The sequence below is a fragment of the Bradyrhizobium sp. TM233 genome, from assembly GCF_036247965.1.
GTDB classification, from domain to species: Bacteria; Pseudomonadota; Alphaproteobacteria; order Rhizobiales; family Xanthobacteraceae; genus Bradyrhizobium; species Bradyrhizobium ottawaense.
In genome coordinates, this window is the sequence record NZ_BTIG01000001.1 from 19,328 (window position 1) to 40,990 (window position 21,663).

Annotated in this window: 20 protein-coding genes; 8 read left to right on the forward strand and 12 right to left on the reverse strand. The window is 64.9% G+C overall.

What is annotated here, in order from left to right; all coding sequences use genetic code 11:
* Positions 1 to 13 precede the first annotated feature (13 nt).
* Entirely contained in the window at positions 14 to 229 is a 216-nt protein-coding gene (locus AABA86_RS00135) for a hypothetical protein (protein ID WP_028145605.1), read from the forward strand.
* 143 nt (positions 230 to 372) lie between these two features.
* Positions 373 to 1,335 carry a D-2-hydroxyacid dehydrogenase family protein gene (locus tag AABA86_RS00140; protein WP_212246964.1) on the forward strand — a complete coding sequence of 321 codons (963 nt, stop codon included), beginning with the start codon at positions 373 to 375 and terminating at the stop codon, positions 1,333 to 1,335.
* A 57-nt stretch (positions 1,336 to 1,392) separates the two neighbouring features.
* Here the strand turns inward: AABA86_RS00140 and AABA86_RS00145 are convergent, their stop codons facing one another.
* Positions 1,393 to 2,595: a L,D-transpeptidase family protein gene (locus AABA86_RS00145; RefSeq protein WP_212246963.1), complete on the reverse strand. Its 1,203-nt coding sequence runs from the start codon at positions 2,593 to 2,595 to the stop codon at positions 1,393 to 1,395.
* 321 nt (positions 2,596 to 2,916) lie between these two features.
* Here AABA86_RS00145 and AABA86_RS00150 point away from each other — a divergent pair, with 321 nt between their 5' ends.
* Positions 2,917 to 3,732, forward strand: coding sequence for a hypothetical protein (locus AABA86_RS00150; RefSeq protein WP_212246962.1), 816 nt, complete (start codon positions 2,917 to 2,919; stop codon positions 3,730 to 3,732).
* 61 nt (positions 3,733 to 3,793) lie between these two features.
* Here AABA86_RS00150 and sseA read toward each other — a convergent pair whose 3' ends face one another.
* The 3 genes from sseA to AABA86_RS00165 all read right to left on the reverse strand — a co-directional run bounded on the left by sseA (position 3,794) and on the right by AABA86_RS00165 (position 6,568).
* Entirely contained in the window at positions 3,794 to 4,648 is an 855-nt protein-coding gene (sseA, locus tag AABA86_RS00155; protein ID WP_212246959.1) for a 3-mercaptopyruvate sulfurtransferase, read from the reverse strand.
* Between the two features lie 199 nt (positions 4,649 to 4,847).
* Positions 4,848 to 5,261, reverse strand: coding sequence for a rhodanese-like domain-containing protein (locus tag AABA86_RS00160; RefSeq protein WP_028145610.1), 414 nt, complete (start codon positions 5,259 to 5,261; stop codon positions 4,848 to 4,850).
* A gap of 131 nt (positions 5,262 to 5,392) precedes the next feature.
* A complete protein-coding gene (locus tag AABA86_RS00165; RefSeq protein WP_212246957.1) occupies positions 5,393 to 6,568 on the reverse strand; it encodes a vWA domain-containing protein in 1,176 nt (391 codons plus the stop codon).
* 123 nt (positions 6,569 to 6,691) lie between these two features.
* On the opposite strand from AABA86_RS00165, the gene AABA86_RS00170 reads away from it, so the two are divergent.
* Positions 6,692 to 6,937 (forward strand): GlsB/YeaQ/YmgE family stress response membrane protein, encoded by a 246-nt coding sequence (locus AABA86_RS00170; RefSeq protein WP_018318587.1) that lies wholly within the window; start codon positions 6,692 to 6,694, stop codon positions 6,935 to 6,937.
* Between the two features lie 96 nt (positions 6,938 to 7,033).
* Complete coding sequence (locus tag AABA86_RS00175) at positions 7,034 to 7,876, forward strand: AAA family ATPase (RefSeq protein ID WP_095426129.1); 843 nt, start codon at positions 7,034 to 7,036, stop codon at positions 7,874 to 7,876.
* A 1,043-nt stretch (positions 7,877 to 8,919) separates the two neighbouring features.
* Here the strand turns inward: AABA86_RS00175 and AABA86_RS00180 are convergent.
* The 4 genes from AABA86_RS00180 to AABA86_RS00195 all read right to left on the reverse strand — a co-directional run bounded on the left by AABA86_RS00180 (position 8,920) and on the right by AABA86_RS00195 (position 13,205).
* Positions 8,920 to 10,566 carry a GMC family oxidoreductase gene (locus AABA86_RS00180; protein ID WP_338305347.1) on the reverse strand — a complete coding sequence of 549 codons (1,647 nt, stop codon included), beginning with the start codon at positions 10,564 to 10,566 and terminating at the stop codon, positions 8,920 to 8,922.
* Positions 10,567 to 10,582: 16 nt separating this feature from the next.
* Positions 10,583 to 11,176 (reverse strand): GNAT family N-acetyltransferase, encoded by a 594-nt coding sequence (locus tag AABA86_RS00185; protein WP_212247569.1) that lies wholly within the window; start codon positions 11,174 to 11,176, stop codon positions 10,583 to 10,585.
* A gap of 118 nt (positions 11,177 to 11,294) precedes the next feature.
* A complete protein-coding gene (locus AABA86_RS00190) occupies positions 11,295 to 12,233 on the reverse strand; it encodes an SMP-30/gluconolactonase/LRE family protein (protein ID WP_212246954.1) in 939 nt (312 codons plus the stop codon).
* 138 nt (positions 12,234 to 12,371) lie between these two features.
* Positions 12,372 to 13,205 carry an AraC family transcriptional regulator gene (locus tag AABA86_RS00195; RefSeq protein WP_338305348.1) on the reverse strand — a complete coding sequence of 278 codons (834 nt, stop codon included), beginning with the start codon at positions 13,203 to 13,205 and terminating at the stop codon, positions 12,372 to 12,374.
* Positions 13,206 to 13,376: 171 nt separating this feature from the next.
* Here AABA86_RS00195 and AABA86_RS00200 point away from each other — a divergent pair, with 171 nt between their 5' ends.
* Positions 13,377 to 14,480 carry a mandelate racemase/muconate lactonizing enzyme family protein gene (locus AABA86_RS00200; RefSeq protein ID WP_338305349.1) on the forward strand — a complete coding sequence of 368 codons (1,104 nt, stop codon included), beginning with the start codon at positions 13,377 to 13,379 and terminating at the stop codon, positions 14,478 to 14,480.
* Between the two features lie 9 nt (positions 14,481 to 14,489).
* Here the strand turns inward: AABA86_RS00200 and AABA86_RS00205 are convergent, their stop codons facing one another.
* Complete coding sequence (locus tag AABA86_RS00205; RefSeq protein ID WP_338305350.1) at positions 14,490 to 14,846, reverse strand: hypothetical protein; 357 nt, start codon at positions 14,844 to 14,846, stop codon at positions 14,490 to 14,492.
* 179 nt (positions 14,847 to 15,025) lie between these two features.
* Here AABA86_RS00205 and AABA86_RS00210 point away from each other — a divergent pair, with 179 nt between their 5' ends.
* Complete coding sequence (locus AABA86_RS00210; protein ID WP_338305351.1) at positions 15,026 to 15,250, forward strand: hypothetical protein; 225 nt, start codon at positions 15,026 to 15,028, stop codon at positions 15,248 to 15,250.
* 281 nt (positions 15,251 to 15,531) lie between these two features.
* Here the strand turns inward: AABA86_RS00210 and AABA86_RS00215 are convergent, their stop codons facing one another.
* On the reverse strand, positions 15,532 to 16,188 hold the full coding sequence (locus tag AABA86_RS00215; protein WP_212246940.1) for a glutathione S-transferase family protein: 657 nt from the start codon (positions 16,186 to 16,188) through the stop codon (positions 15,532 to 15,534).
* A 157-nt stretch (positions 16,189 to 16,345) separates the two neighbouring features.
* Here AABA86_RS00215 and AABA86_RS00220 point away from each other — a divergent pair, with 157 nt between their 5' ends.
* Positions 16,346 to 17,569, forward strand: a complete 1,224-nt coding sequence (locus tag AABA86_RS00220) for a polyhydroxyalkanoate depolymerase (protein WP_212246938.1) — start codon at positions 16,346 to 16,348, stop codon at positions 17,567 to 17,569.
* A gap of 31 nt (positions 17,570 to 17,600) precedes the next feature.
* Here the strand turns inward: AABA86_RS00220 and AABA86_RS00225 are convergent, their stop codons facing one another.
* Together AABA86_RS00225 and AABA86_RS00230 are read right to left on the reverse strand one after the other, a co-directional pair.
* A complete protein-coding gene (locus tag AABA86_RS00225; RefSeq protein WP_212246936.1) occupies positions 17,601 to 19,505 on the reverse strand; it encodes a diguanylate cyclase domain-containing protein in 1,905 nt (634 codons plus the stop codon).
* Positions 19,502 to 21,658, reverse strand: coding sequence for a glycosyltransferase (locus AABA86_RS00230; RefSeq protein WP_338305352.1), 2,157 nt, complete (start codon positions 21,656 to 21,658; stop codon positions 19,502 to 19,504). Before AABA86_RS00230 ends, AABA86_RS00225 begins: the two co-directional genes overlap by 4 nt.
* Between the last annotated feature and the right edge of the window lie 5 nt (positions 21,659 to 21,663).

Sequence of the window (21,663 nt, forward strand, 5' to 3'; positions counted from 1 at the left end):
GCGAGGCCGCATCATGGCTCTGATCGAGACCCATTCTCTTCCTGTTCCGGCAGAAGCCGGCCACGTCTCCGGCTTCGTCTCGGAGATCAAGGGATTCTGGAAACGCTTCTTCGCCACCGCCTTCAATCCCTACCGGCCCGAACTGCACTACATGCGCGGCCCCGGTCCCGCCTGGCGCGCCAAGCACGGCATGGATGCGCCGTTCCGCCTGAAGCCCCGCGACCTCTGAGCGCCTCCTTCCTATCGGACTTTTGAAGACGCAGGCGGCTTGCGCGCCGTCCTGATTGCGCGCAACCATGGCCCGGTTCCGACGGTGGCGCGCGCCCAGCGCCCTCACCTCTCGCCATCAACTCTGGCCCTGGATGAACGCTGATGAGCCGGCTGCGCTGTGCAATTCTCGACGACTATTTCAATCTCGCGCTCGACGTCGCCGACTGGCAGAAACTGTCCGACCGCCTCGACGTCACCGTGTTCAGCCATCCCTTCGCCTCCGAGCAGGCTGCGGCCAGCGCGCTGGCGGATTTCGAGATCATCTGCGCGATGCGCGAGCGCACGGCCTTCCCGAAGAGCCTGTTCGAGAGCTTGCCGAAGCTGAAGCTGCTGCTCACGTCAGGCATGCGCAACGCCGCGATCGACATGGAAGCCGCGAAGGCGCGCGGCGTCACCGTCGCAGGCACGCAATATTCGCGCGATCCCACCGCACCGCTGACGATGGGCCTGATCCTGGAGCTGACCCGCGGCATCGGCCGCGAGAACGCGCGCATGCATGCCGGCGAGCCCTGGCAAACCTTTGCCGGCGTCGAGATCGAGGGCATGACACTCGGCATTGTCGGGCTCGGCAAGCTCGGCAGCAGGATGGCCGGGATCGCCAAGGCGTTCGGCATGAACGTGATCGCCTGGAGCCCGAACCTGACGCCGGAGAAATGCGCGGCGGCCGGCGTCGGCTACGCCACCAAGGAGGAGCTGTTCGCCAAGGCCGATATCGTCACCATCCATGTGGTGCTGAGCGAGCGCTCGCGCGGGCTGGTGAGCCGCGACGATCTCGCGCGGATGAAGCCGACGGCCTTCCTCGTCAACACCGCGCGCGGGCCGATTGTCGATGAGGCGGCACTGCTCGAGGCCTTGCAGCAGCGCAAGATCGCAGGCGCCGGCATCGACGTGTTCGCGGTCGAGCCGCTGCCGGTCGACCATCCCTTCCGCAAGCTCGACAACCTCGTGCTGACGCCGCATCTCGGCTACGCCACCGCGGACGGACTGCGCATCCATTACGGCCAGATGGTCGAGGCGATCGACGCCTTCACTGGGGGCCGCGAACTGCCGCGCAAGCTGACCTGAAACGATGAAGGGCGTGCCGATGGCACGCCCTTCGCAATCTGAATTGCCTGGCGGCGCTTAGCGCACGGTGACCGGCGCGGGCAGCGGCGGCACCACGGTCGGCTGCGTGCCTGGGACCGGACCGGCCTGGGCGGCCATCGGAGCCGGACCGGCAGCAACGGGCGCGGGCGCTGCGGATGCAGTCGCCGTTCCCGGCGGCGGACCACCGGGCATCACCACCACGCGGGTGCCGACCTTGACGCGGTCGAACAGGTCGGAGACGTCCTCGTTCAGCATGCCGATGCAGCCGGACGAGACGAACTTGCCGATGGTCGAGGGCTGGTTGGTGCCGTGGATGCGGTAGACGGTCGAGCCGAGATACATCGCGCGGGCGCCGAGCGGATTGCCGGGACCGCCGGCCATGAAGCGCGGCAGATAAGGCTGGCGCTCGATCATCTCGGTCGGCGGATGCCAATCCGGCCACTCGGCCTTGCGGGTGATCTTCTGCACGCCGGTCCAGGTGAAGCCGTCGCGGCCGACGCGGACGCCGTAGCGGATCGCACGGCCGCCACCGAGCACGTAATAGAGGTAGGTGTTGGGTGTATCGACCACGAGGGTGCCCGCGGGCTCCTTGGTCTGGAACGAGACCTCCTGGCGGCGCAGGTTCTGCGGCAGCTGCACCGGCGCAGCATCGGGCTGCTCCTCAGGCGGCAGCGCGGCCATCGTCATCGGCCTTCCGTCAGCGCCGACCGGCGGCTGCCCGGCCTGGACCGTTCCGGTCGCGGCGGGACCACCAACGGCCTCCGGCGGACGCATGCCGTCACCGGCGGGAGCCTGTCCCTGCTGGCCCGGACGATTGGCATAGATCACCGGCGGCGGACCGGCGGGGCGGCCGTAGCGGGGATCGTCGGGCGACATCACGGGGCCCTGCGGCGGCGCGGCCGAATAGACCGGAGCGCCAGCGGGGCGGCCATAACGCGGATCATCCGGCGACATCACCGGCCCTTGCGGTGGCGCGGCCGAGTAGACCGGAGGCGCGCCCACGGGGCGGCCATAGCGCGGATCGTCGGCCGGGCCCGGCGGCGGCAGCGAAGCCTGCGGCATCGCGTCGTCGTCATCTTCCAGCGCGTCGAAATTCGGCGTGCGGTCGCCGGGCCGATACTCGGCCGGGGCGCCGTAGCCGGGCGCCTGCTGAACCGGATAGCTCTGAGCCTGCGCGAGCGAGGTTCCCGCCGCAGCGACTGTTGCGGCAGCGCATATCGTCAGAAAATGTTTGATCATCATCGCTCTTGTATAGTCCCCGGGCCCATCAGGACCGTTAACGGCCAGATGGCCGAAGATAGCGGCACATTCAAGACATATCAGGCTTATTTGCGCCGGACCTGCCGATTTGTGATCCGCAAGACTACCGTTGCCCCGTTGCATCACGGGGCGGAAATCAACTCATGGCCTCAATCGCCGGAGTCTTCGGCCCCGTTTTTTGCGGAACGGGTCGGAATCGTTGCGGTATGTTCGAATCAGCCTGATTCGCCGCCCATTTGAGCTCCCGATCCCCGCGTGGCGAACGCGGCAAACAGTACCGTCACCGCGTTCAGATGGCTCATGGGCCCTGGCCTCTTCGCCGCCGGGGCGGAAATTCGCAATCCCTCGATGCTTCCCGGCTTTCGCTTCCTGTTTGCCGCGATCCTGCTCTCAACCTCCATCCTGGTGTTCGGCCTGGGCGCCGCCGCACTGCTGCGGGCGAGCCATGAGCAGTATGTCAGCAACCCCTCCTGGCGGAACGGCCCGCAGGAGCAGGTGTTTGCGCAGGCCCCCGAGCCGGCCCAGCCGGTGCTCGCGGTCCTCCGCGCCGAGCCGGAGCCAACGGCCGAGCCCGAGCCGTCGCTGCGCGACAAGGTGCCGACCATTGGACTGCCCGAAAGCGAGCCCGACCAGATCGCCGTGCTGACGACCGAGACCGAGGCTCAGTCCCAGGTCACGGCACCTCCGGCTGACGTCCCGGGCGCCGAACCGGCCAAGGCCGAGACAACGAAGGCCGAGACGACGACGGAGGCCGCAGCGCCGGCACCCGCCGATACGCTCACCCCTGCCGACACCACGGCGTCGATCCCCGCGGCCAAGCCTGCCGCGACCGCCGGCGAGCCGGCACCAGCGGACAGTGCCGCTCTCGCCTCCTCTGCACTCGACGCCGCCTCGGCCAAGGTGGCGGCTCTGAACGAGCCGGCGACGACGGCCGTGAAGGATGCGCCGGCGAAGGCCAAGACTGAGAGCAAGGCCGACGACAAGGCGACCAAGCGCAAGGCGAAGGCCAAGAAGCGGCATCGCGTGGTGCGTCGTCCGCCGCCTCAGCAGTTGCAGCAGCAGCTCGATCCGTTCGGCCAGCAGACCTTCGCGACGACCACCACGCGCACGCGGTGACGTGTTTTCTTCACCTCTCCCCGCAAGCGCGGGGCGAGGGCGCGCACCGTCATCGTGACGCTCACGCCGGCCCGGTCGCGATGGCCGGGCCGCCCTCCTGGCCCCATTCCGACCACGAGCCGTCATAGAGCGCGGTGTCGCTGATCCCAAGGCGATAGAGCGCGAGCGTCAGCACCCCGGCTGAGACGCCGGAGCCGCAGCTCGTCACGATCGGCGCATCGAGCTTGACGCCGGCATTGGTGAAGGCAGCGCGGAGATCCTCGAGCGGCTTCATCGTTCCGGTCGCGGCATCGAACAGCTGATTGTAGGGCACGTTGCGGGCGCCGGGGATGTGGCCGGAGCGGATGCCCGCCCGCGGCTCGGGGGCGCGGCCCTCGAAGCGGTCGGCGGCGCGCGCGTCGATCACCTGCTCGGCACGGCTTTCGACATTGGCGATCAGCTGCTGCATGCTGCGCACGCGCTTTGAATCATAGCTCGCCTTGAAGCTTGCGGGCTTCGGCTTCACCTCGCCGCTCTCGACCGCCCGCCCTTCGGCGCGCCACTTCTTCAGGCCGCCATTGAGGATGCGCACGTTGCTATGGCCGAAGGCCAGGAACATCCACCACGCGCGCGGCGCGGCGACCCAGCCGCCGGCATCGTAGAGCACGACGGTGTCGGCGTTGGAGATGCCAAGATTGCCGATGTCGCGGCCGAACTGCTCGGCGCTCGGATACATGTGCGGCAGCGGGTTGGAATGGTCCGACACCGCGTCGACATCGAAGAACGCAGCGCCCGGCAGGTGCGCCGCGAGATAGTCGTCCTTGGGCAGCGGCAGCACGCCCGGCAGCTTGAAGCTGGCGTCGATCACTTTGACGTTGGCGTCGTTGATATGGGCAGCGAGCCATTCGGTGGAGACGAGGGGGTCGGTGGCGGTCATTGGCTTTTCCTTGTCATTCCGGCGCGCGCGAAGTTGAAGCGGTGCGCATCAAACTCCGCTGTCATCGCCCGGCCAGTGCGCAATTGCGCACCAGGACCGGGCGATCCAGTACTCCGGGACGGGTTTGATTGAATCGATAGGCCGCGGCGTACTGGATTCCCCGCCTGCGCGGGGAATGACGGATGAGAGAGCGAGGCCCTCACCCCTTCTTCTTCGGCTCCCACGCTTCCGTCGGGCCGCCGGCATCGCGCCAGGCGGCGTAGCCGCCGGCGATGTGGGCGACGGGCTTGAGGCCCATATCCTGCGCAGTCTTGGCGGCGAGCGCGGAGCGCAGGCCGCCGGCGCAGTGGAAGACGAACTTCTTGTCTTCCTGGAAGACCGGCTTGGCATACGGGCTCTGCGGATCGATCCAGAATTCCAGCATGCCGCGGGTGCAGGCGAAGGCGCCGGGGATGCGGCCGTCGCGCTCGATCTCCCGGGGGTCGCGGATGTCGACGATGACGACGTCGCCGTTCTTGGAGATCTCGATGGCGTCCTTGGCGTTCAGCGTCTCGATCTCGGCATTGGCCTCGTCGATCAGCGCCTTGATGCCGCGGGTGATGTTTTGGGGCATGGGTCTTCCCTTCTCTTCTTTCATCATTCCGGGGCGATGCGCAGCATCGAACCCGGAATCCATTCATCGACGAACATTGCGGCCCGATGGATTCCGGGTTCACGCTACGCGCGCCCCGGAATGACGAGAAGCTAGTGCGTCAATTCCTTCATCGCACCTTCCAGCCCTTCGATCGTGATCGGATACATCCGGTTGGCGAAGATGCGTTTGATGATGGTGGTGGATTCCGAATAGTCCCAGTGCTTCTGAGCGACCGGGTTCAGCCACACCGAATGCGGATAGGTGCGGATGATGCGGTCGAGCCAGACCGAGCCCGGCTCCTCGTTGACGTGCTCGACCGAGCCGCCGGGCACCATGATCTCGTAAGGCGACATCGAGGCGTCGCCGACGAACACGATCTTGTAGTCGTGCGGGTATTTGTGCAGCACGTCCCAGGTCGGCGTGCGGTCGGTGAAGCGGCGCTTGTTCTGCTTCCACACGCCTTCATAGAGGCAATTGTGGAAGTAGAAATACTCCATGTGCTTGAACTCGCTCTTCGCCGCCGAGAACAGCTCCTCGACCTGCTCGATATGCGCGTCCATGGAGCCGCCGATGTCGAAGAACACCAGGAGCTTCACCGCGTTGCGCCGCTCGGGACGCATGTGGACGTCGAGATAGCCGTGATTGGCGGTCTCGCGGATGGTGGTGTCGAGATCGAGCTCGTCGGGCGCGCCGGTGCGCGCGAACTTGCGCAGGCGGCGCAGCGCCACCTTGATGTTGCGGATGCCGAGCTCGACATTGCCGTCGAGGTCCTTGAACTCGCGCTTGTCCCACACCTTCACGGCGCGGTTGTTGCGGTTCTTCTCCTGGCCGATGCGGACGCCCTCGGGGTTGTAGCCGTGGGCGCCGAACGGCGAGGTGCCGGCGGTGCCGATCCACTTCGAGCCACCCTGGTGCCGGCCCTTCTGCTCCTCGAGGCGCTTCTTCAGGGTCTCCATGAGCTTGTCCCAGCCCATGGCCTCGATCTGCTTCTTCTCTTCCTCGCTGAGATACTTTTCGGCGAGCTTCTTCAGCCACTCCTCGGGGATCTCCGCCTTCTCCATGGCGTCGAGCAGGTTTTCCAGCCCCTTGAACACCGTGCCGAAGACGCGGTCGAACTTGTCGAGGTTGCGCTCGTCCTTCACCAGCGAGGTGCGCGACAGATAGTAGAAATTCTCGACCGAATAATCCGACAGGTCAGCGTCGAGCGCCTCCATCAGCGTGAGGTATTCGCGCAGCGTCACGGGGACCTGCGCGTCGCGCAGAGAAGTGAAGAATTGCAGGAACATGGGTGACAGATTGCCCGTCGGGTGGCGAACGTCAAGGGGCGGAGACCGCCCCGGGGTGCTGGACCGGGAAGCTTTTTGCTCTAGAATTGGGGCCCTCACGGGGTTGTTTTGGGGACGTTTGCAATGGGAATTGTCGCAGCACTCATCATCGGTGCGATCGCAGGCTGGCTTGCGGGCAAGATTGTCCACGGGGCGGGATTTGGACTGATCGGCAACATCGTCGTCGGCATCATCGGCGCGCTGGTCGCAAGCTGGGTGTTGCCCCAGCTGCACATCCAGCTGGCAACGGGCACGGTCGGCGCCATCGTGGACGCCACGATCGGCGCGGTGATTGTGCTCGTCATCCTTTCGCTGATAAAACGGGTCTGAAAGCCTGACCGAACCAGGAACGGCCGCCGCGAGCGGCCGTTCGCTTGTCGCGACGGGGCTTGACGCCTCTCGCCGACGATGACCCAAGGACACGCGATGAAATTTACCGGCACCAAGGACTATGTTGCGACCGACGATCTCAAGGTCGCCGTCAATGCCTCGATCGTGCTCGAGCGCCCGCTCCTCATCAAGGGCGAGCCCGGCACCGGCAAGACGGTGCTGGCCGAGGAAGTCGCGAAGGCTCTGAAGGCGCCGCTGCTGACCTGGCACATCAAGTCCACCACCAAGGCGCAGCAGGGCCTCTACGAATACGACGCGGTGTCGCGCCTGCGCGACAGCCAGCTCGGTGATAGCAGGGTGTCCGACATCAAGAACTACATCAAGCGCGGCAAGCTGTGGGACGCCTTCACCGCCGAGCAGCGCCCGGTGCTCTTGATCGACGAGATCGACAAGGCCGACATCGAATTCCCGAACGATTTGCTGCTCGAGCTCGACCGCATGGAATTCCATGTCTACGAGACCGGCGAGACGATCAAGGCCAAGCAGCGCCCGATCATGATGATCACCTCCAACAACGAGAAGGAGCTGCCCGACGCGTTCCTGCGCCGCTGCTTCTTCCACTACATCAAGTTCCCCGACGCCGACACGATGGGCCGCATCGTCGACGTCCACTTCCCCGGCATCAAGAAGCGCCTGGTCGAGGAAGCGCTGCGCATCTTCTTCGAGGTGCGCGAGGTGCCCGGGTTGAAGAAGAAGCCGTCGACGTCGGAGCTTTTGGACTGGCTCAAGCTGCTGCTCAACGAGGACATGAGCGTCGAGCAGCTGCGCGAGCGCGACCCGCGAAAACTGATCCCGCCGCTGCACGGCGCGCTGCTGAAGAACGAGCAGGACGTGCATCTGTTCGAGCGGCTGGCGTTCTTGAGCCGACGGGAAGTGTGACCTTCCCGTGTCCCGGACGCGCTGCAGCGTGCAACGCTGCTGCGCAGAGCCGGGACAGTAGACGACACGGTACAATGCGGCGACATGGGCCCCCGCTCTGCAGCGCACCGTCAAGAGACGCTGCGCTGCGTCCGGGGCACGAGAGTGGAGTTCGGTGCGCCGCTTTCTCCACACCGTCATTGCGAGCGCAGCGAAGCAATCCGGAATCCCTCCGCGGTGACAGTCTGGATTGCTTCGCTGCGCTCGCAATGACGGAGTATGAGGCAGCAGTTGTCCTTCCGACTCGCATTTTGAATCGCAGACACACCTTCGCAGCCTCGCGACGCATTTCGCCCGAGCTTTGCTCTCTCCGTCGCCCCCAAGGAAAGAGGGCGCAGGGAAGGCCGGGTGCCGGCTTGGCACCCGCGGTCCGCTGTGCGCAGATAGCGCAAAAGGACTGCACAGCGGCATACAGGTGCGGCCGAACACACGGCCTTCCCTGCGCGATGGTCGGACGGCTTATGCCGTGCTCTCCCGGGAGCCGAACTTTCCTTTGGCCTCCCTCGCCCCGCGAATTGGATGATGCCGTCTGCCCGGTTGGGCTCGCGCACATCTCCGCGAAAGGCTTGACCGTAGCAACGACGGCCAGGACCACACGGTTTTGCCGTACGCAGCTCATCCGGCTTCGCCAAGAGGCTTCGCCGGACTTCGGCGCCGCTCGTCCGCGCGAAGCCTCGGGCTCACAGGGACTACCCGCCCTGCCCGCGCCTCTCGCGCACGACGCTGCCGCGTCCACCGCAACCCGGCCCGCGTTTCGAACGACTCGCGAACCGCCCCTCTTCGTCGGGCCGGGCTGTGCCGACGTATGCCGCAATTCCGAATTTCGGTAAAGTGGAATATTTTTGCGGAAAGGGGTTGACCAGCCCGCGACACAGCAAATCTGGTAGGGTGGGTTAGCGTCAGCGTAACCCACCTCTTTTGCTTCCGCAGCGGCAGAAGTGGTGGGTTACGCCAGCGGACTGCGCTTCGCGCTGCCCGCTAGCTAACCCACCCTACGCAGATCCTCACGCCACCGCCGCATCCGGGATGCGCGCGGCCTCCATCGGCTGCTTGCCGCGGATCAGGTCGGAGGCGCGGTCGGCAATCATCATGGTGGAGGCGTTGAGGTTGGCCGAGATCATGCGCGGCATGACCGAGGCGTCGATGACGCGGAGGCCTTCGAGGCCGTGGACGCGGAGCTGGTCGTCGACCACCGCCCAGGTCGAATCCGCCGGGCCCATGCGGCAGGTGCAGCCGGGGTGGAAGGTGGTGGTGCCGCGCTCGGTGGCGGCCGCCAAAAACTCGTCGTCGGTGTTGATGTTCGGCCCGGGGAAATCCTCGTAAGCGTAATAGGGCGAGAGCGGCGCCGACTTCAAAAGCCGCCGCGCGAGCTTCATGCCGCCGACGATGACGCGGCGGTCGAGCTCGGCGTCGAGATAGTTGGTCTGGATGATCGGCGGCGCGAAGGGGTCGGAGGAGCGGATGCGGACATAGCCGCGGCTCTCGGGGCGCTGCTGCCAGGAGGCGACCGTCATGCCGGGCTCGTCTTCGAGCTGGCCCTGCACGCCCTCCTTGTAGCTTGCCGGCGTGAAGGTGAGCTGGAGGTCGGAAGAGTCGGCGCTCTCGCCGGAATGCCAGAAGCAATACACCATGGTCGGCGACAGCGAGAGCAGGCCGCGGCGCGCGGTCGCCCATTTCAACGCCTCGATCCACAGCGAGACGCCGCGGCGAAGCTCGTTGATGGTCTTGATGTCCTTGACGCGCGCCACCGTACGTGGCGCGTAGTGGTCCTGCAGGCCTTCGCCGACCGGCAGCGCGTGACGCACGGCGATGCCGTGTTGCTGCAACAGACCGGGCGAGCCGATGCCGGAGAGCTGCAAGAGCTGCGGCGAATTATAGGTGCCGCCGGAGAGGATCACTTCCTTGTTGGCGCGCACCTCCACCGGCGTGCCGCCCCGGCCGCCCTTGGTGTAACGCACGCCGACGGCGCGCTTGCCCTCGAAGATGATCTCGGTCGCGTGCGCATGGGTGTGCACATGCACGTTCGGCCGCTTCATCGCGGGCTTGAGGAAGGCGGTCGAGCCGGAGACGCGCAGGCCCTTGTCGATGGTGCGCTGGCAGTAGGAGACGCCTTCCTGCTTCGCACCGTTGTAGTCGGGGTTGCGCGGGATGCCGAGCGAGACCGCGCCTTCCATGAAGGCTTCGCAGAGCGGATCGCGCCACTCCATGGTGGTGACGGTGAGCTTGCCGTCGCGCCCGCGAAAATTGTTGTCGCCCTCGCCGACCCGCTTCTCCAGCCGCTTGAAGTAAGGCAGCACGTCGGCATAGCCCCAGCCGCGATTGCCCATCTGCGCCCAGGTGTCGAAATCCATGCGCTGGCCGCGGTTGTAGATGTGGCCGTTGATCGAGGACGAGCCGCCGAGCGTCTTGCCACGCGGCGCGTAGATGCTGCGCCCGCCGGTCCAGGGCCCCGGCTCCTGCTGGTAGGCCCAGTTGATGCTCTTCATGTGGAAGGTCTTGATGAAGCCCGCCGGCAGATGGATGTAGGGATGCCAGTCGCTTGGCCCCGCCTCGAGCACGCAGACGCTGGTGCTGGGGTCTTCGCTCAGCCGGCTGGTGAGCACGCAACCCGCAGAGCCCGCGCCGACGATCACATAATCAAATCTGTCCATGGTGCCTCGGCCGCTCCTAGCGCGGCTTGTCGTTGAGTTGAAATTCCAGATGGGTCCGCACCGTCGGCCATTCGGCGGCGGTGATGCTGTAGACCACAGTGTCGCGCAAGCTGCCGTTCGGCGCGACCTGATGGCTGCGCAAAATGCCGTCCTGCTTGGCGCCGAGGCGCTCGATGGCGCGGCGGCTCTGGTGGTTGAAGAAATGGGTGCGGAATTCGACCGCGATGCAGTTCAGCGTCTCGAAGGCGTGGCGCAGCAGCAAGAGCTTGCACTGGGTGTTGAGCGGGCCGCGCTGCGCGCTCTTGCCGTACCAGGTCGAGCCGATCTCGACGCGGCGGTTGGCGGCATCGATGTTCATGTAGGTGGTCATGCCGACGATGTTGCCGCCAGCGTCGAACACGGTGAACGGCAGCATCGAGCCCGCGGCCTGCAGCCCCAGGCGGCGGTCGATCTCCTTGGCCATGTTGTCCGGCAGCGGGATCGCGGTGTACCAGAGCTTTGACAGCTCCCCATCCTTCACGGCCGTCACCAGCCCGTCGAGATGCTGCTGTGACAGCGGCTCGAGACGGGCGTGCTGTCCACGCAGGGTGACGGGATCGGGCCAGGGCATTGTATCGTTCCTCATGAATGTCATTCCGGGCGGTCCGCAGGACCGGACCCTCAATTTCGAGATCCCGGGTTCGGCTCTCCGAGCCGCCCCGGGATGACGATGGCGTACTACGCCATCGTCACTTATTCAAAAAGTTCAACGGCAATCCGCCCCGCGGCCAGTCCATGGCGACCAGTTCGCCCTTGCCCGACAGCGTGATGTAGGCGGTCTTCAGCTCGGGGCCGCCGAAGGCGATGTTGGTGGTGACGCGGTCGCCGGTCGGGACCTGCTCGACCAGCGTGCCGTCGGGCGCGATCACCGAGATACAGCCGGAAACGAGGGTGGCGACGCAGACATTGCCGCCTGCTTCCACCGCGAGCGAGTCGAACATCTGGTAGCCGCCGAGGCCGCAGATCGGCTTGCCGCGCTCGCCGCGATAGATCACGTCGCGCGGCTTCAGCGTGCCGGGCGCGGAGAGCTCGTAGGCCCAGAGCCGGCCGGTCGGCGTCTCCGCGATGTAGACGGTATTCTCATCCGGCGACAGCCCAATGCCGTTCGCCGGCAAGATGCCGTGCACGACCTCGACGAGCTCGGTCATCCCAGGCTTGAGGTAGTACATGCCGCCGACGTCCATCTCGCGGGCGCGGCGCTTGCCGAGATCGGAGAACCACAGGCCGCCCTGCTTGTCGAACACCAGATCGTTCGGCCCGCGCAGATCGTGCGCGCCGCATTTGGTGACGACGGTCTCGACCTTGCCGGTCTGCAAATCGACGCGCTGGATCGAGCCGCCGAGATAATCGTCGGGCTGAGGGCCCGGCATGATCATGTTGCGGGTCGGGATCCAGGAGAAGCCGCCATTGTTGCAGATGTAGATCTTGCCATCGGGGCCGAGCGCGGCGCCGTTCGGCCCGCCCGGAATTTTCGCGACGATCTCCTTGCGGCCGTCGGGATAGATGCGGGTCAGGCGCTGGCCGCGGATCTCCACCAGCACCACCGAACCATCAGGCATCACGACCGGCCCTTCGGGAAATTCGAGGTCGGTGGCGAGAACGCGGACGTTGGACGTGGCAGTGGACATTGGGGCCCCTCCCGGCTGATTGTTATGACTTGCACGGGATGTCCGGCACGGGCCCCACACGCAAGATTTGCCTGCGGTTATGACAAAGACACCCCGGCTTGCCAAGCAAGCGGGATGGTATGCCAGCGTTGCGGAAGCCTACGGCTTCACCGGCAGCCAGATCTCGAAGCCGCCATTGCCGGTTGCGGGATCGAACGCCTCGTCGTAGCGCTCGAAACTCGGCGCGTCCGCGGCCGTCAAACCCGAGGCGGGCAGCCATCGATTCCAGATCGTGTTGACGGTGCGGCGGATCGAGGCGACATGCTCGGTATGCGTGAACACCGCATAGCGCTGCTCGGGGATGCGGATGCGGGCGAAGCGTCGCGGCAGGTCCGAGAACTCGGCGACCTCGACGCCGGCGATGTAGTCGAAATTGCCGGAATCGTCGCCGTTGCAGCAGACGCCGTAGGCGACCTGTCCGACCCTCGAGGGAATATCGGCGACCTCCTGATGAAAGCGGTGCCACAGGCCGGGGATGACGGCGCCGTTGTCGCAAGAAATGCGCTCACCGGGACCGGCGACGAGCAGCGCCCGCGCGGTCTCGAAACGCGGCGGCGCGAGATGGTCGAGCATGGTGGAGTCCATGAGGATCGGCTCCTGAAGCTTGAGATCATTGGCGCACATCGCCGCCCTGACCGCTTCGGGCGTGGTGCCGAATTGGTCGCGGAACGCGCGGGTGAAAGCTTCGTGCGAGCCGTAATCGGCCTCCAGCGCGACGCTGAGGATATCAGGCGCGCCGTTCGCAAGAAGACGCGCCGCCTCCGTCAGCCGCCGCGCGCGGACGTAGCGCATCACCGGAAGTCCGGTGGCTGCGGCAAACGCGCGCACGATGTGGAACCGCGATACGCCCGAGACCGCAGCGATCTCATCGAGCGTCATCGGCTCGGCCAGGTGGCTCTCGATATACCAGAGCGCGCGCTGCGCTGGGTTCATGCGGCTCAACCCTCGTTCGAAGCGTGGCGATGATGGGACGTCAGCGCCGGCTTCGCTTGATCGGCATTGCTGTCCGCGCGCAAGGATAGTCCGGGAATGGCCGCTGGCAACGCCCCGGCGTTCGCGGCTAGACTGTTTCGAAACCGCTCACGAGAAAGAGGAACCCGCGTCATGGAAATCACCGATGTGCGGGCGCACCATATCCGCATCCCCTATGACGCCGGCGTTGCGAGCTTTCGCCAGGGCGCGTCCGCGATTACCGCCCTCGACATGGTGCTGGTCGAGGTCATGACCGATGCCGGGCTGACCGGTTGGGGTGACGCCTTCGCCTATGTCTGCCCGCGCACCACGCGCAGCGCGGTGGAGGAAATGATCGCGCCGCAGGCCCGCGGGCTGAAGGTGCCCGACGCGGCCGGCATCCCCGCCGTGATGGAGCAGATCCAGCGCAATCTGCATCTGTTCGGCCGCTACGGCATCACCATGTTCGCGATCTCTGGGCTCGACATCGCGCTGTGGGATCTGGCGGCGAAGGTCGAGGGCGTGCCCCTGCATCGCCTGCTCGGCGAGACCAGGCGCACGGCCATTCCGGCTTATGCGAGCCTGCTGCGGATCGGCTCGCCCGACAACATCGCGGCCGAATGCCGGAAGGCGCTCGCACTCGGCTATGGCGCGATCAAGCTGCACGAGACCACGGCACCCGCGGTGTTCGCCGCGCGCGAGGCGATCGGGCCGGCCATTCCGCTGATGGTCGACATGAACTGTCCGCTCACGGCCGAGCAGGCGATCGCGTTCGCGACGTCGTGCCGCGATGCGCGGCCGATGTTTCTGGAGGAGCCGGTCTGGCCGCCCGAGGATTTCGCCGCGCTCGCGGAGGTCCGCGGCAAAGGCGGGCTCGGGATTGCCGCCGGGGAGAATGCCTGCACCGAATATCAATTCCGCCAGATGATGGAAGCGGGCGCGGTGAGCCACGCCCAGCCGTCGGTGACCAAGGTCGGCGGCATCACGGAATTTCTGAAGATCGCGGCGCTCGCCGACCGGCTCGGCGTCAAGATCGTTCCGCACTCCCCGTATTTCGGTCCGGGCCTGCTCGCGACGCTGCATCTCCTGGCGGCCCGCGAGGACGGGCTGGTCGAGATGTTCTATCTCGAGCGCGAGGCCTGCCTCTGGGGCGGCCGAGCGGACAGCGATGCCACCGGCCATGTCGCGGTGCCCTCGGGCGTCGGGCTCGGCTATGAGCCGGATCGGGGCGTGATGGAGCGCTATCGCGTGGCGTGATCGGCAGGCTTATTTCGCAGCGTCCTTCGCTGGCGGCGCGTCCTGCTTCTTCTTCAGATCCTCGGCCGTCTTCGCCTGGGCGGCCTGGAGATCGAGAAGCGTCTTCTGCAGGCCGGCGAGGTTCGTCTTCAGCGCGTCGATCTGGCGACCCGCGGCATCCAGCTTCTGCTGATGATCGAGGGTGAGCTTGGTGATCGTCTTCTGCAGGAAATCGACATTGCTCTGCAGGCAGCTGGTGCGCCGCTCCATGGTCTTCTCGACCGTGCAGATCTCGATGCCGGGCACGTCCTGCGCGTGCACCTGCGCATTCGCCAGCGTTGCGAGCAGCAATATTGCGAAACAAACGCCGGCGTTTCGAAGCAGCATGAGAGGTTCCTCGCCCGATCACGGCAATGTGCGCTGTTTGCGCACAGCCACCCAAGGCTACCACACTCGTACCGCATTCTCGCGTTGAGCTTGCATCGTTCCCTTGGACGGGGAACGATGATCCGCACGCGGAAGAAGTGGGCGCTGTTCCGCGGCTTTGGTTAGGGGAGATTTTTGGAATGGCAACGCGCGATAGACGACTGGCGGAATTCGACGGCGCCGGAGAACCACCGCCGGGGCTTGCGCTCGAGGTGCTGTGCGAGGACCACAGCGGAACGTACCAGCTGCCGTTCGCCTGCCGTTATGTCGATGGACGCTGGCAGAACCACGAGGCCGGCATCGCGGTGGAAGCGACCGTCATCGGCTGGCGCATGCCGCGCGTGAGGCAGCGCGGGGCCGCCTGACGCCTGCATCTGTTCCAAAATGCAACGGCGCCGCGCTCCGCCTTAACCTTCGGAACGCGGCCCGAACGAATCACGTCCGAATCAGCCGAACGGCCGCGTACGCAGCTGTTCACGGCTAGATGTCGATGCGGCTCTACCGGCGCGTACAATATCTGCGCAGCACGGCGGATGGCCCAGGCCGGGCACGGGCGCCAAAGGTTAATCGCGACAAGGGCATAGCGCGCAAGGCCCCCCCTGGCCGGCACCCGCCCCCGAAACAGGCAGGACCAGGCAAGGCCTGCCTAATATTCGACCTCGAGCTCCTCGATCTCGGCCGGCTCTTCCCTCGCCGCCGCGATCCATTCCTTCATCTCATCCATCGCCAAGATGGTGTCGGCGTAGGCCTTCAGCTGCGGCTCGAGCTTGACGTCGTAGGTGACGAAGCGCGTCACCACGGGCGCGTACATCGCATCCGCCATGGTGCGCCGCTCGCCGAACAGGAACGGGCCGCCGGATTTCTCTAGGCAGTCGCGCCAGATCGACCAGACCCGGTCGATGTCGGCCTGCGCGCGCGACCAGATCTTGAAGCCGGGAAAATGTCCTTTCAGATTGACGGGCAGCGAGGCGCGCAAGGTGGTGAAGCCGGAATGGATTTCGCCGCAGATCGAGCGGCAATGGGCGCGCTGCACGCGGTCATCAGGCAGCAGGCCGGCTGACGGCATCGCCTCGTTGAGGTATTCGGCGATCGCCAGCGTATCCCAGACCACCGCACCGTCGTGCCGCAGGCACGGCACCAGGATCGACGACGACAGCAAGAGGATTTCGGCGCGCGCCGACGGATCGTCCGGCGCGGTGACGATTTCCTCGAAATCGAGCCCGGAGAATTTCGTCAGCAGCCAGCCGCGCAGCGACCAGGACGAGTAGTTCTTGCTGCTGATGGTCAGTGTCGCCTTCGCCATATGGCCCTTCCCTCACGCCTGGGAGCGCACTGCCGGGCGTGCGTGCCCCGTCCTTCCCGCCCAAAGAGCAGCAAGCGACGTGCCAATTTTCCCGGCGGCCCGGCCCCCATCTGGCTTCGATATTGCATCAAGACGGGGGACAGGTGGGCACTTCAGTATGATGTCGATGTATTATCAGGCCTTTCAGAACCAGATGGACCTGACTGCGCCGTGGCGCGCGGGGGCTTCGTCCGCGCTCAGATTCCTCAATCTGGTGCCGCAGGGCATGTCGGATCAGGTCGTCGGACGGCTGTCGGCGGCGCTGGAGCTGATCTCGCGCTCGACCCTCACCTATCATCGCCCGGCCTACGGCATCGACAGCATCAGGGTGGGCAATCGCGAAGTCGCCGTCACCGAGGAGATCGCCTACGCGACACCGTTCGGCTCGCTGCTGCACTTCAGGAAGGACGGCGTGACGGAGCAGCCGCGCATGCTGCTGGTGGCGCCGATGTCCGGCCATTTCGCAACGCTGCTGCGCGGCACCGTGCAGACGCTGCTACAGGACCACGACGTCTACATCACCGACTGGCACAATCCGCGCGACATTCCGCGCAGCGAGGGCCGCTTCGGGCTCGACGACTACACCGAGCATCTGATCGATTTCCTCGGACAGCTCGGTCCGCGCCCGCACATGGTCGCGATCTGCCAGCCGTCGGTGTCGGCGCTCGCGGCCGCCGCGATCATGTGCGAGGACAACCATCCCTCGCGCCCGGCGACGCTGACGCTGATGGCGGGGCCGATCGACACCCGCATCCAGCCGACCAGGGTCAACGACTTCGCCAAGAGCAAGCCGATCGAATGGTTCGAGCAGAACCTGATCAACTACGTGCCGGTGCAATGCCGCGGCGCGCTGCGGAAAGTCTATCCCGGCTTCGTGCAGCTCACCGCCTTCGTCTCGATGAATCTCGAACGCCACATCAAGCAGCACATGGACCTCGCCAACCACATCGCCAAGGGCGAGAAGGACAAGGCGGCGACCATCAAGACCTTCTACGACGAATATTTCGCGGTGATGGATCTTCCGGCCGAGTTCTACATCGAGACCGTGCGCGACGTCTTCCAGGAACACCTGTTGCCGCAAGGCAAACTGATGCATCGCGGCCGCCCCGTGAACACCAAGGCCGTCAGCCGCATGGGGCTGATGACGGTCGAGGGCGAGAAGGACGACATCTGCTCGATCGGCCAGACCCTTGCAGCCCAAGACCTCTGCACCGGCGTGCGTGCCTATCGGCGCGTCCACCACATGCAGGCCGGCGTCGGCCATTACGGCGTGTTCTCAGGCCGGCGCTGGAATAACGAGATCTATCCGCTGTTACGGGATTTCGTGCACGTCAATTCGTGAGGCGCACGCCGCGACGCGCGAGAGCTGCTCTTCAAGCCCGTATCGAGCCGGGCCACGCGACGACTTGCCCTGACATCACCAGGCGGTTGCGTCCGCCCTCCTTGGCGGCGTAGAGCGCCTTATCCGCAGCCGCTATCAGCGACGTGCAATCCGCCTTGTCGCCGAACGACATATGTGTGGCGCCACCAATGCTGAGGGTGACCTGCCTGGATGGCGGGTTGAGCGCGTGGAGGATGCCGAGGTCCTGAATTGCTTGCCGGATTCGCTCTCCGACCTGCTCGCACCCTTCCATGCCGGTATTTGGTAGCAGCAAGATGAATTCCTCACCGCCATACCGAGCGGCTACGTCTGCCGGCCGTCTGGCCTGCTCCGCCAGGACCCCGGCGACCGAGCGAAGACATGCATCGCCAGCCTGATGCCCGTACTGATCGTTGAAACTCTTGAAATGATCGACGTCCATCATCAACAATGACAGGGGCGTTCCTTCGCGCCTGGCTCGGTCCCATTCCGCCTCTAGCCGTTCGTCGAAGTGTCTGCGGTTTGCCAAGGCCGTCAGGCCATCCGAACTGGCGAGAGCCGCCAGTCTATCCTCCAGATCCTTACGTTCGGACATGTCGCGCGAGATCGCCACCACGCCGTTGATGTCTCCACTCTGCGCACTCCTGGCGACGCGCAGTGCGGTTTCGATCCAGACCTCGCCTTTCTCGCGATGCCGGGTGCGATATGTGATTCTAGCCTCTTCGGCTTCGCCGTTCCCCAACGCGGAGATCGTCTGCCCAACCCGGGCCAGGTCCGCGGGATTTATGCCGGCGAGGGCTGACGTATCCACCAACTGGTTTGGAGCCCAGCCAAGAATCCGAGCGCTGGATGGCGACGCATAGAGGATCCGTCCATCGACCGCTATGCGCATGACCATGTCTCCCGACTGCTCTGCAAGGAGGCGAAAATCCGCCTCCTTGGCGACCAGAGCAGCGGCCATCTTTTGCCGCTGGTGCAACTGGTGCACCAGCAAGAGCCCCGCAACAGCGAGTCCTCCTATCAGCCCGAGCACCGCAGCCATGCGTGTCAGCGCGGCTCGGCGCCAGGGGGCCAAGACGTCATCTTCCGATTCTGTAGCAACCACGAGAACGGGGTAGCGACTGCTGAGTTGATAAAAGCTCAGACGCCGGACGCCGTCGAGAGGCGACGTGAAGTAGTAGACGTCCGCGGCCGGCCGCTCACGGATAATCCTGAAGAGCGGAGCACTCGACAGATCGCGGCCCGTATATCCGTTGTCCGGGCTACGCGCGAGGATAATGCCGTTCGCGGTCGCCAATGCAATTGAACCGCTGTGGCCGACGTCGAAACCACGATAAAACTGCAGAAAATAGTCGACGTCGATCGTGGTAAGGGCAACTCCGGCAAAACTGCCGTCAGGATGATTGAAGCGCCTCGACGCGGTGATGATCCATTGCCCGCCCGACCTGCTCCTCACTGGAGACCCAATGAAGGTGCCCCGGTCAGCCACTGCACGATGATGCTGGAAATACCCTCGGTCGCTGTTGTTGAGGCCGGCGAAATCCACAGGCTCGCTGGTCGCGAGCCAGCGGCCGGTCTCGTCATAGACGAACACGGCGCGGATCCGGTTCGCGGCTTTGCGCCGGGAAAGAAAGGTCTGAATCTTGGCGATTGCCGCCGGGCTGGTTCCCTCGAGTTCGAGTTGGCCAACCAACACATTGAGAACGGTGTCCGCGAGTTCGAACGTATCGTCCGCGTGCTGCGTCACCGACCGGGCCAGATTGGCCATGTCTGTTTCGGAGCCCTTCAGCACCGTCTGTCGCGAAGACCACTCCCGCCAACCGCTGAGTGCGACGATCGCCAAGCAGGCGACCGCCACGAATGCCGAGGCCCAGAGCGTCAGACGCCCCTGGCGAACATCACTACGGTGATCGATCAAGAGACGCAGCCAGGTTCAGTAAAACTCGTCGGATGCAGGCTTCGAACTCCGGCAAGATGTGCCAAATCGTCGATCCGCGGTTGAGGCCGAATGACCAGGCTCTCTGCCGGCAGACGCACCGTCGGGGAGAGCGATGCGGGCTTCGCGCCAGTTGTAACAATGTGAGGCAACGGCGCGGCCATTGACCAGATGTTCTTGAGCATAGCCCTGTTTACGGAGCATGCGATGACACCGTTCCCCTTCAGACGGGCGACGGTAAAGAGCTTGCGGATCAGCAGGTCTCGTTCAAGCGATTGCGGCAAATGGAACTGCATCCCGACGAGCCGGCTTCTTTGTTGCACAATCATCGCGTCGATCCAGCCCACCTGCATGATGTGCACGCGCAGCGGTTCTCCAGCGCGGGGACAGTCAAGGCCGGAACCGAGCAGAACGCCAGCGCCAGAGAGGGAGATGTTGCTCACGCGCCCGGAGAGCACCTCGCCGGTGCCAGTCTCGATCAAGACTGATTCATCGAAGTCGAAACGCTCCTCGGCGCGTCCCATCCGCGCCTGCAGCGAGGTCATGCAGACGAAGAAGAGCACGACGATGTTCACCACCGACCAGAAGGCGACCATCGGTAAAGCGGCCGGATGATCGATCATCCGCCATTCCGGGATGGTGTTCAGAACCAGGCCAACAACCGTCAACGCCATCAAGGCCGCTGACGGCCAGAATATCTCCGCGGCGTAGCTTGCGCACCGCGCGGCAGCTCCCTTGGGCGTCACCCTGAACGCATGTCCCGTCGGCTTGACGAGAGTCCCAAGCACCGTCGGCAGAATCTTGAAGCTCTGGATCGTCGCCGACACCTGAGCGGCGAGCGGAAAATGCGCGAGCGGCGCAAACCACGAGATGCCGCCGTTGAGCGCCAGGATCGCGGGGAACAAGTAAAAGAAGACCGACTCGGGGGTGACGTCGACGACAGGCGCTAGACCGGTCCACATGAACACGATCGGAACCACCACGACCATGAGCGCTCGCAGGCCCAATGAGAGCCAATGGGTCGGAAAGAACAGGAGCCGATGCATCAAGCCCAGTCCGGGGCCGAGCGGGCCGTCGGCGAGATACAGCGTCTGGATCGCGCCACGCGCCCAGCGTTGCCGCTGCACGAAAAAGGCGTCAAGGCTCTCCGGCGCCAGTCCAATCGCCAGCGGCTCGCGTAGATAGCGAGTGATGTACCCCTTGCGCAGCAGGACCAGCGTCAGCAGGATGTCTTCCGTAATGGACTGGGTCGGCAAGGCATCGCCCACCGCGCGGAGTGCTGCGCGACGCGTGACGGAGTTGGAACCACAACAAAAGGCACCATCCCAGCCGTCGCGCGCTGGCATGATGGAATCGAAGAAGAACCGTTGCTCGTCCGGCAGCCCCTTGTGCAGGCCAAGATTCGCCTGCATCGGGTCCTCATTGTAGAAGGTGTGCGGGATCTGAACGATTCCGATCTTTGGATCAGCGAAGAAGCCCATCGACCGCATCAGGAAATTGCGCTGCGGCACGAAGTCCGCGTCAAAGATCGCGAAGAACTCGCCGCTCGTCTTCGTCAGCGCATGATTGATATTGCCGGCCTTGGCATTCAAATTGTCGGCGCGCGTGAGATACCCGGCGCCCTTGTGTTCGCAGAGTTCCTTGAGCCAGGGTCTGCGACCATCATCCAGGACCCAGACGTGGAAGTTTGGATAGTCCAGACACAGCGCGCCAGTGATCGTCTTTTCCAGCACCTCGAATGGCTCGTCATAGGTCGGAATAAAGACGTCGACCGAGGGCAGTTCGTCATCCGGCAGGCTGCGAAGCCGATGCTCGTGCTGATCTGCTTCGCTGCTGCGATCGGTCCTGCGAAGGAAAGTCAGATAGAGAATGAACTGATCTGTGAAGGTCAGAAGCTCGACGAAGAGACAGAACCAGATCCAGCCGACCTGATACCAAGTCCCGCTTGCCGGCAGCACGGTTGTGAAAATACGCCATTCGAGATAGCGGGCGACCACAAGCCAAACCACGATAAAGACCGCGACACGCGCCCAAAGGCGCGCGACTGGAAAGGTCGGCGCCAACAGGTACATCGCCGCAAAGATGCCCAGCATCGGCGCGAACAGCTGAGAGAGAGGCAGAGTCATGGCCTGCATGGAAC